At 59.0% G+C, this 14,047-nt stretch carries 10 protein-coding genes; 8 read left to right on the top strand and 2 right to left on the bottom strand.

The genetic code is table 11. The annotated features are described in order from the left end of the window. The first annotated feature begins 273 nt into the window (after positions 1-273). Positions 274-1,854: an L-aspartate oxidase gene (nadB, locus tag ACE3SE_RS21020; RefSeq protein ID WP_131354758.1), complete on the top strand. Its 1,581-nt coding sequence runs from the start codon at positions 274-276 to the stop codon at positions 1,852-1,854. A gap of 75 nt (positions 1,855-1,929) precedes the next feature. On the opposite strand, the gene ACE3SE_RS21015 is transcribed toward nadB, so the two are convergent. After that, positions 1,930-4,224, bottom strand: a complete 2,295-nt coding sequence (locus ACE3SE_RS21015; protein ID WP_374558038.1) for a PAS domain-containing sensor histidine kinase — start codon at positions 4,222-4,224, stop codon at positions 1,930-1,932. A 152-nt stretch (positions 4,225-4,376) separates the two neighbouring features. Here ACE3SE_RS21015 and ACE3SE_RS21010 point away from each other — a divergent pair, with 152 nt between their 5' ends. From ACE3SE_RS21010 to ACE3SE_RS20985, 6 genes are all read left to right on the top strand, one after another. After that, positions 4,377-5,381 (top strand): TRAP transporter substrate-binding protein, encoded by a 1,005-nt coding sequence (locus ACE3SE_RS21010; protein WP_374558036.1) that lies wholly within the window; start codon positions 4,377-4,379, stop codon positions 5,379-5,381. A gap of 65 nt (positions 5,382-5,446) precedes the next feature. Next, positions 5,447-6,040, top strand: a complete 594-nt coding sequence (locus ACE3SE_RS21005) for a TRAP transporter small permease (protein ID WP_045847198.1) — start codon at positions 5,447-5,449, stop codon at positions 6,038-6,040. Continuing rightward, on the top strand, positions 6,040-7,368 hold the full coding sequence (locus ACE3SE_RS21000; RefSeq protein WP_131354764.1) for a TRAP transporter large permease: 1,329 nt from the start codon (positions 6,040-6,042) through the stop codon (positions 7,366-7,368). The genes ACE3SE_RS21005 and ACE3SE_RS21000 overlap by 1 nt, the downstream gene beginning before the upstream one ends. 151 nt (positions 7,369-7,519) lie before the next feature. Continuing rightward, positions 7,520-9,805: an NADP-dependent malic enzyme gene (locus tag ACE3SE_RS20995; protein ID WP_045847196.1), complete on the top strand. Its 2,286-nt coding sequence runs from the start codon at positions 7,520-7,522 to the stop codon at positions 9,803-9,805. 75 nt (positions 9,806-9,880) lie between these two features. Next, positions 9,881-10,132: a PhaM family polyhydroxyalkanoate granule multifunctional regulatory protein gene (locus tag ACE3SE_RS20990; RefSeq protein WP_045847195.1), complete on the top strand. Its 252-nt coding sequence runs from the start codon at positions 9,881-9,883 to the stop codon at positions 10,130-10,132. Between the two features lie 105 nt (positions 10,133-10,237). After that, positions 10,238-11,158, top strand: coding sequence for a VirK/YbjX family protein (locus ACE3SE_RS20985; RefSeq protein ID WP_374558032.1), 921 nt, complete (start codon positions 10,238-10,240; stop codon positions 11,156-11,158). A gap of 60 nt (positions 11,159-11,218) precedes the next feature. Here the strand turns inward: ACE3SE_RS20985 and ACE3SE_RS20980 are convergent, their stop codons facing one another. Next, entirely contained in the window at positions 11,219-11,821 is a 603-nt protein-coding gene (locus tag ACE3SE_RS20980) for a flavin reductase family protein (RefSeq protein ID WP_062789735.1), read from the bottom strand. A 193-nt stretch (positions 11,822-12,014) separates the two neighbouring features. On the opposite strand from ACE3SE_RS20980, the gene dnaE reads away from it, so the two are divergent. After that, positions 12,015-14,047 (top strand): DNA polymerase III subunit alpha (dnaE, locus tag ACE3SE_RS20975; RefSeq protein WP_374558030.1); only part of this gene is annotated, 2,033 nt, incomplete at its 3' end.

Below are 14,047 nucleotides of genomic sequence, written 5' to 3'. Positions count from 1 at the left end.
TGCAGGATTTGCCAAAATTCCGTCGCACAGACCGCTAAGTCACTGAACGGTAATGCTTTATGAAATACGGGTTTTATATTAAACATCGAGCTACACATTCGCCGCCCATATCCTAACAACCGCGACCACGATCAATGAAGGTGATTTGGTCGCATCCACGCTGCAATATCTATATATAAGACGACAAGATAATGCTGATGCCGCACTGCAGCGCTTCTGCTACTCTTTAGCCTTCTGCAAACTGCCCTAGTCCGCCTGACGGCGGCATCTGCCATGCTCAAGTTTGATGTATTGATTATCGGTAGCGGTCTGGCCGGCATGACCCTGGCCTTGCATCTGGCTGCCACACGCAAAGTTGGCCTGATTACCAAACGTGACCTGCTGGAAGGCAGCTCTACCTATGCCCAGGGCGGCATCGCCGCGGTGCTGGATACGGAGGACTCTGTTGAAGAGCATATCCGCGATACCCTGATTGCCGGTGCCGGTTTGTGTAATGAAGAAGCCACCCGCTTTATTGTGGAGCACTCTAAAGAAGCAATTGACTGGTTGATTGCGCTGGGTGTGCCTTTTACTCGCGATGATACCCACAAGACGGGTTATCACCTGACCCGCGAGGGTGGCCACAGCCATCGCCGCATCATTCATGCTGCGGATGCAACCGGTGCAGCGGTGACGTCCACCCTGGGTCAGAAGATCAAGGCGCATCCGAACATTACCGTGCTGGAAGATTTCCTGGCCATCGACCTGATTACCTCACGCAAGCTGGGGCTGGAAGGCAAGCGCTGTTATGGCGTGTATGCACTGGACAAGACGCTGGATCAGGTGGTGACCATTGCCGCCCAGCACACCATTCTGGCCTCCGGTGGTGCGGGCAAGGTTTACCTGTACACCACCAATCCGGATACGGCGACTGGCGATGGCATTGCCATGGGCTGGCGTGCCGGCTGCCGGGTGGGGAATATGGAATTCATCCAGTTCCACCCGACTTGCCTGTATCACCCGCACACCAAGTCTTTCCTGATTTCCGAAGCGGTGCGTGGTGAGGGCGGCATTCTGAAGCTGCCGGACGGCACCCGCTTCATGCCGGATCACGACCCGCGTGGCGAACTGGCACCGCGCGACGTGGTGGCGCGCGCGATTGACTTCGAAATGAAGAAGCATGGTCTGGATTGTGTTTATCTGGATATTTCCTACAAGCCGGCCAACTTTATCAAAGAGCACTTCCCCAATATCTACGCGCACTGTCTGGAACTGGGCATCGACATCACCCAGGAGCCAATCCCGGTAGTACCGGCCGTGCACTTTACCTGCGGTGGTCTGGTGACCGACCTCACCGGCCATACCGATGTGGACGCGCTGTATGCCGTGGGCGAAGTCGCTTGCACCGGCCTGCACGGCGCCAACCGCCTGGCCAGCAACTCCTTGCTGGAGTGTCTGGTGATTGGCAAGGCTGCGGCCGAGGACATTCTGGCAGAGCCGGTCATCACCTTGCCGCCGATCCCGGCCTGGGATGACAGCCAGGTGACGGATACCGACGAGGAAGTGGTGATATCGCACAACTGGGACGAGCTGCGTCGTGCCATGTGGGACTATGTGGGCATTGTGCGCACCAACAAGCGCCTGATGCGGGCACTGAGCCGGATTCGCCTGCTGTCCGAAGAAATCAACGAGTACTACAGCAACTTCCACGTCACCAACGATCTGATCGAGCTGCGCAATCTGGTGCAGACTGCCGAGCTGATCGTGCGTTCGGCCTTGCTGCGCAAGGAAAGCCGCGGCCTGCACTACAGCCGCGACTACCCGGATACGCTGCCGGAAACGCAGGAAACCGTGCTGGAGCCGCCGCTGCGCTGAGCGTACACCGCGCAAACTACACACTCACTGCGCTATCTGGAAACGGCACCCTAAGGGTGCCGTTTTTCATGATGCTTACGCGTCGCGGCGCAAAGGCAGGGTGAACCAGAAGACACAGCCACCGCTCACCCCGGTGCTGACGCTGAATTCGCCGCGATGGAACTCGACAATGGAGCGGCAGATATTCAAACCAATCCCCATGCCATCCGGCTTGGTGGAATAAAACGGGGTAAACAGCTCGTTCTTGATGTTATCGGCCAGCCCCGGTCCGTTATCAGCCACCTCCACCCGCCAGAAAGCAGCACCGACAGCAGTGCGCACGATGATGTGCGGGCGTCGTGTCTGGGCTTCCACCATGGCTTCGATGGCGTTCTTCATCAGATTGAGCAATACCTGCTCGATCAGCACCGGGTCCATGTCCAGCCGGCAGACTGTGTCATCCTGCTCGATCAGCAACTGAACCCCGGCCTTGAAGGCCATCATCTCGGCCAGACCGGCAGCACGCGCCACCACGCGGGCCGGATCTACCGTTTCCAGCTGAGGTTCGTGCTTTTTCACAAAGGCGCGGATGCTCTTGATGATCTGCCCCGCCCGCTGCGCCTGCTGGCTGATGGCCGACACGGCATCGCGCACCCCGTTGGGTAACTCCAGCGTGTCCGGCAAGCGTCTGGCCAGCCCGGCCGAATAAGTGGAAATGGCAGTCAGCGGCTGGTTCAGTTCGTGCGCCAGACTGGAGGCCATCTCGCCCATGGCAATCAGCCGCGAGGTAGTCTGGAAGCGTTCCTGCTGTGCCTGCGCCCGCCCTTCGCGCTCACGCTCTTCGGTGACATCGGTCAGGATCACCAGCCAGGCGGACTCCCCGTTGACCCACTCCAGCCTGCGCCGCTGCATCTGGAACCACTGTTTGCCATCCTGCAGGGTGAACTCACTGGCCAGATCGTCATGTTCCGGATCGGCACGCAGCCCCGGCAGCAGCAGGCAACATGGTGCGTCCGGCTCTTCCGCCAGCCACAGATACGCAAAAGTAGGATTGCCATATAGCAGCTGGCCGCTGTCCTGACTGACCACGCACACCCCGGCCTGCATGCCGTTCAGCACGGTCAGAAAACGCTGGTGCGAGGCATTGAGTGCCAGGCGCTGGCGCTTGCGTTCGGTAATGTCAAACAGCGCGGCAATCCAGCCACGGTGGCTGCCGTCACGCTCGATCAGCGGCGTGGCATACAGGCGTACTTCAATAAAATCGCCACTCTGGCAGGCAAAGCGCAACTCGAAGCCCTGCTCCGGCTGCATGCCTTGCCGCACCGCATCCATGGCAGCGCGCATCTGCTGATGATCGCTGGCTGGCCAGAACACATGCGGCGGCCTCTGCCCCACCAGCTGTTCCGGGGCATAGCCCAGCATTTCACAGAATGCCCGGTTGACCCGCAGGATTTCGCCTTGCAGGCTGATGGCCACCAGGCCGCTTTTCATGCAGTCTTCAATCGCCTGACGCAAGGCCACTTCGGTGGAAAGTGCCTGCTCGGCGCGCGAGCGTTCGCGCATGTGGCGACGGATGCGCCAGATGGAATACAGCAAGGCTGCTGCCAGCAGGGTGATCAGGCCGGTGAGCACCGGCAGGGTCAGCCCCAGGCCGGAACGGTAGCTGACCGCGCGCAGGTAAACGCCGAAACCGGGCGGATCGAAACTGGTCTGGTGCGAGATATTGCCAGGATGTTCTGACGGGTCGAACTTGCTGGCCAGTGTGCGCCCACCCACATCGACAAAACTGATGTAGTTCTTGGAGGCAATCCACCACGGCACCTGACGGTGCAGCAGCTGATCGAACTGATACACCAGCCGTATGCTGCCCAGTACTTTTTCATTGGCAATGATGGGCACGGCCAGATCAAAGCGGTATTTGCCATCCGGCCTGCGGTAAGGCTGACCGTAGGATGCGCGGCGCAAGCGCATGGCACGCCACACCGCGTCATATTCGTCACCATGCAACACCCGGCCCGGTGCAACCTGTCCGTGCTGGTCGCGCAGCAGCATGGCTTGCGCGTCGATTTGCTGCACCAGTAACACTTCCGGGCTTTCGCGCATGAAAAACGCGGCATTGGAGATGAAGCGTTCCGGGCTCAGCTTGCCATTGGCAATATCTGCCGCCACCCCTTCGGCCCACTCTTGCTGGCCTTCCATATGCAGGCGCATCGACTGTTCCAGCCAGAGCACTTCCTGAATGAGATTGTCCCGCTGCTCATCCACCCAGTCGCGATACACCAGATAAAACAGGCCACCCAGGGCCAGTACCAGGGCAATCAGGGTGAGGGAGGTTCCCAGCCACAGCAGGCGGGGGGAACGACGACGGGCGAGCATATCAATGACGTGCATAAATGAGTTAGGGAAAACCCCAATGATGAAGTCCCCAATGGCATGTTGTTGGCGCGCCTTCTACTTTACACGGTATTAACAGCCCACAGACAAGGGCTGTAATAACAAAGCAAAAACATTCAACGCTAACAGAAATGCAAACGGAGAGACTTATGAAACTGAAGATTGCTGCACTGCTGATCGGTGCTTCTTTTGGTGTAGCCGGCATGGCCCAGGCTGCTGGTGAAATCGTCATCAAGTTCAGCCACGTGGTATCGCCGGATACCCCCAAGGGCAAGGCTGCCGAATACTTCAAAAAGCTGGCGGAAGAACGTACCCATGGCAAGGTCAAGGTTCAGGTTTATCCCAACAGCCAGCTTTACAAGGACAAGGAAGAACTGGAAGCCCTGCAACTGGGCGCGGTTCAGATGCTCGCCCCGTCGCTGGCCAAGTTTGGCCCGCTGGGCGTGAAGGAATTCGAAGTTTTCGATCTGCCATATGTGTTCGACAACTACGACGAAGTGAACAAGGTGATGCACGGTGCCATCGGCAAGCAATTGCTGGGCAAGCTGGAAAGCAAGGGCATCAAGGGCCTGGCTTACTGGGATAACGGCTTCAAGAACTTCTCTTCCAACAAGCCGATCCGCACCCCGGCCGACCTGAAGGGCATGAAGATCCGTATCCAGTCCTCCAAGGTACTGGAAGAAGAAATGCGCTCGGTAGGCGCACTGCCGCAGGTGATGGCCTTCTCCGAGGTATACCAGGCACTGCAAACCGGCGTGGTGGATGGCACCGAACTGGAAGCGTCCAACCTCTACACCAGCAAGGCTTACGAGGTGCAAAAGAACCTGACCCTGACCCAGCACGGCTTCCTCGGCTATGCCGTCATCGTGAACAAGAAGTTCTGGGACGGCCTGCCGGCTGATGTGCGTACCCAGCTGGATGGCGCCATCGTTGATGCCTCCAAGTACGCCAACGACATCGCGAAGAAGGAAAACGACCGCGCGCTGGCAGCCATCAAGGCCTCCGGCAAGACCCAGGTCTACACCCCGACCGCGGCCGAGCGTGCAGCCTTCAAGAAGGCCATGGTTCCGGTACACACCAAGATGGCCGACCGTATCGGTCCGGACCTGCTGAAAGCCATCTACAAAGAAACCGGTTTCAACCCCAACAACTGATCAGCCCTGAATCGAGCGTGCGTGCCTTGTTGCACCCACGCTCTTTTTGCGAAAAGAGAACAATCATGCTGAAATTCCTCGACCATCTGGAGGAGTGGATGATTGCCCTGTTGATGGGTAGTGCAACCCTCATCACCTTCGTGGCGGTACTGCACCGCTACGGCTCGGGCATCGAAACCCTGCAACCGTATCTGGCCCATATCAATATGGCGTGGGCCCAGGAACTCACCATCTACCTGTTTGTATGGATGGCCAAGTTCGGCGCTGCCTATGGCGTGCGGACCGGCATCCACGTGGGTGTGGACGTGTTGATCAACCGCCTGTCCGACAAGACCCGTGCCAAGTTCATCATCTTCGGTCTCTTGTCCGGCGCACTGTTCACCGGCGTGATTGCCGTGCTGGGCGGCAATTTTGTCTGGGAAATCGCCCATACCGACCAGACATCGCCCGACCTGGAAGCCCCGATGTGGCTGGTTTATCTCGCCATCCCCTGCGGCTCTACCCTGATGTGCTTCCGCTTCCTGCAAGTAGCCTGGAACTTCATCAAGACCGGCAGCCTGCCCAAGCATGACCACGGCCATGTTGATGGCATCGAGGAAGGTGCCGAGGATCTGGACAATCTGCACCCGCACGACCTGAACCACGGAGGCAAGCACTAATGACCACCCTCATCATTTTCGGTCTGCTGCTTACCCTGATGCTGACCGGCATGCCGATCTCCATCTCGCTGGGTCTGACGGTACTGACCTTCCTGTTCACCATGACGGAAGTCCCTATCGAATCGGTGGCGCTCAAGCTGTTCACCGGGATCGAGAAGTTCGAAATCATGGCGATTCCCTTCTTCATTCTGGCGGGCAACTTCCTGATGCACGGCGGTGTGGCCAAACGGATGATCCGCTTTGCCACCACCCTGGTAGGCCACTGGTATGGTGGTTTGGGTCTGGCTGGCGTGGTGTCCTGCGCACTGTTTGCCGCCATTACCGGCTCTTCCGTTGCCACCGTGGTGGCCGTGGGTTCCATCATCCTGCCGGCCATGGTGAAACAGGGCTACCCGCAGCGCTTTGGTGCCGGGGTGATCACCACTTCCGGCGCGCTGGGCATTCTGTTCCCGCCGTCCATCAACCTGGTGATGTATTCCATCGCCACTGCCGGCATGGACGTGACCGGCCCGGATGGCATGAGCGTGTCCACCGCATCGGTCGGCCAGCTGTTCATGGCTGGCGTGCTGCCCGGCCTGTGCCTGTCGGTATTGCTGGGCCTGACCACCTGGTACCGTGCCAAGAAGTTTGACTACCCGCGCCTGCCGCGTGCCAGCTGGGGCGAGCGTCTGCAAGCCTTCCGCGAATGCGTGTGGGGCCTGTTGCTGATCGTCCTGGTGATTGGCGGTATTTACAGCGGCATCTTCACCCCGACTGAAGCTGCCGCCATGGCCGCCGTGTACGCCTTCATCATTGCCGTGTTCGTCTACAAGGACATGGGTCTGAAGGATGTACCGCGCGTGCTGATCAATGCCGCCTCGATGAGCTCGATGCTGCTGTACATCATCACCAACGCCGTACTGTTCTCCTTCCTGATGGCTTCCGAGCAGATTCCGCAAGCCATGGCTGCGTGGATGACGGCACAGGGCCTGGGTGTGGTGGCCTTCCTGTTGCTCACCAACATCCTGCTGCTGGCGGCCGGTAACTTCATGGACCCGTCGGCCATTGTGCTGATCATGGCACCCATCCTGTACCCGGTGGCAGTCAAACTGGGGGTGAATCCGGTACACTTCGGCATTCTGATTGCCGTGAACATGGAAGTCGGCATGTGTCATCCGCCGGTGGGGCTTAACCTGTACGTGGCCTCCGGCATCACCAAGATGGGCATTACCGAGCTGACCGTGGCCGTGTGGCCGTGGCTGCTCACCATGCTGGGCTTCCTGGTGGCCGTGACCTATCTGCCCGGTATATCACTGTGGCTGCCCCGAATGTTAGGTATGATGCAGTAATAGCAGGACAGGACAAACAACGCGGCAGAGGTGAAAACCTCTTGCCGCGTACTTTGTCTGACAGGACCATAGCCCCGATAGAGGGTTAGCCCTTATAATATTCAGCTAAATTATTCAAAACGACCATAAGAAACCACCCAGGAGTTCACGAATGGACGAGCAACTGCGCCAAGCCGCACTCGATTTCCACCAGTTTCCTCAGCCCGGCAAGATCCAGGTGTCCCCGACCAAACCGCTGGCTACCCAGCGTGACCTCGCCCTTGCCTACTCCCCCGGTGTGGCCGCCCCGTGTGACGCTATCGTGGAAGACCCGCTCAATGCCTACAAGTACACCGCACGCGGTAATCTGGTAGCTGTCATCACCAACGGTACCGCCGTACTGGGCCTGGGCAACATCGGCCCGCTGGCTGGCAAGCCGGTGATGGAAGGCAAGGGTGTGCTGTTCAAGAAGTTTGCCGGCATCGATGTTTTCGACATCGAACTGAACGAAAACGACCCGGACAAGCTGGTGGACATGATCTGTGCGATGGAGCCGACTTTCGGCGGCATCAACCTGGAAGACATCAAGGCCCCCGAGTGCTTCTACATCGAGAAGAAGTGCCGCGAACGCATGGGCATTCCGGTCTTCCATGACGACCAGCACGGCACCGCCATCGTGGCCGCTGCCGCGGTACTGAACTCGCTGCGCCTGGTCAACAAGGACATCGCCAATGTCCGCGTGGTGGCCTCCGGTGCCGGCGCTGCCGCCATCGCCTGCCTGGACCTCCTGGTAGCGCTGGGCGTGAAGCGTGAAAACATCACCGTCTGCGATTCCAAGGGCGTGATCTACCACGGCCGTGACGAAAAGCTGGACGAATCCAAGCTGCGTTACGCCATTGCCGACAACGGCTGGCGCAAACTGGCCGACGCCATGGTTGGCGCCGACATCTTCATGGGTCTGTCCGGCCCGCGCCTGGTGTCGCAAGAGATGGTCAAGAGCATGGCTGCTCACCCGGTGATTCTGGCCATGGCCAACCCGGAACCGGAAATCCTGCCGCCGCTGGTGAAGGAAGTCCGTCCGGATGCCATCATCGGTACCGGTCGCTCCGACTACCCGAACCAGGTAAACAACGTACTGTGCTTCCCCTTCATCTTCCGTGGCGCGCTCGACGTGGGTGCCACCACCATCAATGAAGAAATGAAGCTGGCTACCGTCCGCGCCATTGCCGACCTGGCCATGGCCGAACAGTCCGACGTCGTTGCCTCCGCTTACGGCGACCAGGAACTGTCCTTTGGCCCGGAATACGTGATTCCGAAGCCCTTCGACCCGCGCCTGATCGTCAAGATTGCCCCGGCCGTAGCCAAGGCTGCCATGGATTCCGGCGTGGCCACCCGCCCGATCCAGGATTTCGACGCCTACGCCGACCAGCTCACCCAGTTCGTGTACAAGACCAACCTGTTCATGAAGCCGGTGTTTGCCCAGGCCAAGAAGGAAAGCAAGCGCGTTGTCCTGACCGAAGGTGAAGACGAGCGCGTACTGCACGCTACCCAGGAAATCGTGCTGGCAGGCCTCGCCCGCCCCATCCTGATCGGCCGTCCGAGCGTGATCGAAAAGCGTATCGAAAAACTGGGCCTGAAGCTGGAGCCGGGCAAGGATTTCGAACTGGTCAACAACGAATCCGACCCGCGCTTTGCCGAATACTGGAAGGACTACTACAACCTGATGAAGCGCAAGGGCGTTTCCCAGGAGCAGGCCCGTCGCCGCGTGATCGGCAACACCACGCTGATTGGCGCGCTGATGGTTCGCCGCGGTGATGCAGATGCGATGATTTGCGGTACCTACGGTACTTACCGTCAGCATTTCGACATCGTGGAAACCGTGCTGGGCTACGACAATGCCGACAAGGTAGCCGGTGCCATGAACGCACTGATCCTGCCGACCGGCAACATCTTCATCACCGACACCTACGTGAATGCCAAGCCGGATGCAGTACAACTGGCCGGTATCACCAAGATGGCGTCCGAAGCGATGAAGCGTTTCGGTATTGCACCGAAAGCCGCCCTGCTGTCCAACTCCAGCTTCGGCACCATCAACGGTGAATCCGCCGACAAGATGCGTTCCGCACTGGAACTGATCCGCGAGGCCCAGCCTGACCTGGAAATCGATGGCGAAATGCAGGGTGACGCCGCCCTGGTGGAAGCCATCCGCACCCAGGCCATGCCGGAAACCACGCTGAAGGGCTCGGCCAACCTGCTGATCATGCCGAACGTTGAAGCTGCCAACATCAGCTACAACCTGCTGCGTGTTTCGGCATCCGACGGTGTGACCATCGGCCCCATCCTGATGGGCATGAGCAAGCCGGTACACATCCTGACCCCGATCTCCTCGGTACGCCGCATTGTCAACATGGTGGCCCTGGCTGCCGTGGATGCGCAGGTAGCAGCCAACAACAGCTAAGCTGTCGTCTTTGGTCTTATACTGAACGGGCAAGCCAGTCTTGCCCGTTTTCTATTTCTGACCAGGAGAAACGTCATGAGCGCCGATTTCAACCCGAACGACCCATTCGCCATGTTCCGCCAGTTCTGGCAAACTGCCACTCCTGTCAGCGCCCAGCCCTTTCTCCCGCCGATGAGCGAGGAGGAAATCGACCGCAAACTGGCAGAGCTGCGGGTAGTGGAAGGCTGGCTGACCATGAATCTGGGCATGCTGTCCATGCAGATGAAAACGCTGGAAATGCAACGCGCAGCCCTGTCTGCCCTCAAACCCCGCGAAGAAAAAAAGTAAACCGTCACAAACGGTAACGACGACGGGACAAGCCGGCCAAAGACGCCGACACCCGGATAAACCATAATGCATTTCCGTGCACGAACGCTTTTAGAAGAACCCTGCGTGAAAACAATTGAATCAGCGTCCCGACCTCACCCTGTCCGACTGCTAGGCCAGCTGGCGAGTGGCGGATTTTCCCAGCGCGACTATCTGGATGAACGCAAGAACCGCATCAAGCTGGTACTGCGCAGCTTGCTGTCACTGTCCAGCAGCTACCGCTGGCTGGGCTTCCTCAGCAGCCAGCCCATGCTGCTGGACTACCTGAAGCTGGCTCCGCGACTTTCGCAAAAACTGCATCGCCCCTATTTGCACCGCGGGCTGGGCAATGCCGCCAAGGTAGAGATGCTGCAACAGCACTATGGCCGGGTACTGCAACTGCCGCCAGCCGTGCGCAGCCAGTTGCTGTCGCTGGACAATATCTGCATTGCCAGCGTCACCGGCAAGGATGAAAGCAGCTTCAGCTGGGTGATGGGGCATAACCATTACTTCGACAAGGAAGGCGAGCTGTCGCTGCAGTTTGTCGATGCCCAACAGGTGGCACTGGCTACCCTCACCTTTACCCTGTGCCAGTACCAAGGGCAGCCGGTGGCACTGATTGGCGGCTTGCAAGGCCCGCGCAAGGAATTTGGCCATGAGTGCATCCGCACCGCCACCAAGGCTTGTCACGGCCTGTTTCCCAAGCGGCTGGTACTGGAAGCATTGACCGTCATTACCCGTGAAATGGGCTGCCAGCAAGTGCTGGCCGTGTGCAAGGACAGCCATATTTACAGCTCCTGGCGCTACCGGCGTGAATTCCAGGCTGATTACGACAGCTTCTGGCTGGATATCGGTGCCGAGAAAATCAACACCGAATACTTCCGCATCCCCTTCCCCATCCCGCGCAAGCCGATGGAAGAAATTGCCAGTAAAAAACGCAGCGAATACAACCGTCGCTATGCCTTGCTGGACGAGATGGCAGAAAAAATCAGCCAGGCCTTACGCTAAGCCTTGCCAGGAAAAAAGCACCGGACAGGTGCTTTTTTTCATTTGTGTGGTCAGAAAAAATCAGGGCCGTGCCAGCGAGAAATCCGCATGCACCAGGGTATAGGCGTCCCCCGCCAGTTTGCCAATGGGGTGCAGCGCCTGTACATCAATCCGGCCATCCTGATACACCGCATCCGCCACATGCACATGACGGATTTCACCCAGCACCAGCGTGCTGCCCCCCGCCCCGTGCCCAAGGTCGAGGCAGCTATGCAGCACGCACTCATAGCGCACCGGCGAACGCGCCACGCCGGGTGCCTTCACCTGTTTGCTACGGACTTTGGCGAGGCCGGCCAGATCAAACTCGTCCACTTCCGCCGGATAGGCGGCACAGGACTGGTTCATTTCCTCAACCAGCTCCTGGCTGACAATATTCACCACGAATTCGCCGGTCGCGCGGATATTGGCCAGGCTGTCCTTGTCGCTGCCATCCGGCTTCCTGAGTATGGTCACGGCCAGCATCGGCGGATTGAGTCCGGCAACGGTAAAAAAGGAAAACGGTGCCAGGTTGGCCACACCCAGCAAATCCTGCGTGCTGAGCCAGGCAATGGGACGCGGCAGCACACTGCCAGTCAGTAATTTGTACAGGCTGGTACCATCCAGCTCTCTGACATCACAATCCATCTTGCTCACCGTTTGGCTGATTCCTGATGCCACCATTCTAATGCTGCGACGCAGCACAAGAAAAGGAGGAATGACAGGCTGGTGACAGTAGCAACAAACAGCCAGCCCAAGGCAGCGAGCATGCTGCCACTGGCATGCGATTTATCTTGCCGCACGCATGGTGCAGATGCCGCGCTGCCGGTAAAATGCCGCCATGAACGCACCCCGCTTTATCCATCTTCGCCTCCACTCGGAGTTTTCCATCACCGACGGCATTGTCCGCCTCGACGACGCGGTAAAGCGTGCGCAGAAGGACAATATGCCTGCCATGGGCATGTCGGACCTGATGAACCTGTTCGGCATGGTCAAGTTTTACAAGTCCTGCCGTAACAAGGGTATCAAGCCCATCGTCTCGGCCGATATCTGGCTGGAAAACGAAGAAGACCGCGACAAGCCCACCCGCCTGATGCTGACGGTGAAAAACCGTGAGGGTTATCGCAGGCTATGCGAACTGCTGACCCAGGCCTTCACCCACAACCAGTACCGTGGCCGCGCCGAAATCAAGCGCGCCTGGCTGGAACAGGGCGATAACAGCAACCTGCTATGCCTGTCCGGTGCCCATCTGGGTGATGTCGGCGTGGCACTGGCCATGGGCCAGCGCGAAGAAGCGATGCGCCGGGCGCAGTACTGGGAGAGCCTGTTTCCCGACAGTTTCTATCTGGAAGTTCAGCGCGTGGACAATGCGCAGGTGGAAAGCGTGGTACAGGCCACACTGTGGCTGGCAGGCGAAACCGGCCTGCCGGTCGTGGCCACCCATCCCATCCAGTTCATGGACCCGGACGACTTCAAGGCCCACGAGGCACGGGTGTGCATTGCCGAGGGATACACGCTGGGCGACAAGCGCCGTCCGCGCAATTTCTCCGAATGCCAGTATTTCCTCTCCACCGAACAGATGCTGGAGCGCTTTGCCGATATTCCGGAAGCGCTGGAAAACACCGTAGAAATTGCCAAGCGCTGCAATATTTCGGTGGTGCTGGGCAAGAACTACCTGCCGCTGTTCCCCACCCCGGAAGGCATGACGCTGGATGATTTTCTGGTGTACGAAGCCAAGCGCGGGCTGGAAGTGCGGCTGGAGCAGCTGTTTCCCGACCCGGCCGAGCGCGAGGCGCGCCGCCCGGAATACGATGCCCGGCTGAAGTTCGAGTGCGACACCATCATCCAGATGGGTTTCCCCGGTTACTTCCTGATCGTGGCGGACTTTATCCAGTGGGGTAAGGGCAATGGCTGCCCGGTAGGCCCGGGCCGGGGTTCCGGTGCCGGTTCCCTGGTGGCTTACAGCCTGAGCATTACCGACCTCGACCCGCTGCGTTACGCCCTGCTGTTCGAGCGTTTCCTGAACCCGGAACGGGTATCCATGCCCGACTTCGACGTGGACTTCTGTCAGGAAAACCGCTGGCGCGTGATCGAATACACCCGGCAGAAATACGGCGAAGAAGCCGTCAGCCAGATTGCCACCTTCGGCACCATGTCGTCCAAATCAGTGATTCGCGACGTGGGCCGGGTGCTGGACCTGCCCTTCGGCCTGTGCGACCGCCTGTCCAAGCTGATTCCGCTGGAGGCCAACAAGCCGCTGGGCCTGGAAAAGGCCATGGAAGTGGAGCCGCAGATCGGTGAGGTCATTGAATCGGAAGGTGCCAATGAGCTGATCGAACTGGCGATGAAGCTGGAAGACCTCACCCGCGGCATCGGCATGCACGCCGGTGGCGTGCTGATTGCGCCGGGCAAACTTACCGACTTCTGCCCGCTGTACATTGCCAGTGCCGACGGTGCCTCACCGGTGTCGCAGTTCGACAAGGATGACGTGGAGCAGATCGGCCTGGTGAAGTTCGACTTCCTGGGCTTGCGCAACCTCACCATCATCGAACTGGCCCAGCGTTACATCAAGCAGGTCAGCAACGAGGACGTGGACGTTGCCCATCTACCGCTGGACGATGCCGACGCCTACAAGATTTTTGCCAGCGCCAACACCACCGGCGTGTTCCAGTTTGAATCCTCCGGCATGAAAAAAATGCTGGTGGAAGCCAAGCCCAGCAAGTTCGAAGAAATTATCGCCTTCGTGGCCTTGTACCGTCCGGGCCCGATGGACCTGATTCCCGACTTCATCCAGCGTATGCACGGCGCCAAGTTCGAATACCTGCACCCGCTGCTGGAACCGGTACTGGCCCCCACCTACGGCATCATGGTGTA

The sequence above is a fragment of the Aquitalea pelogenes genome (assembly GCF_041914625.1).
In the GTDB taxonomy this organism is placed as follows: Bacteria; Pseudomonadota; Gammaproteobacteria; order Burkholderiales; family Chromobacteriaceae; genus Aquitalea; species Aquitalea pelogenes.
The sequence above is the reverse complement of the archived record's forward strand: the minus strand, read 5'-3'. Positions and strand labels throughout refer to the sequence as shown.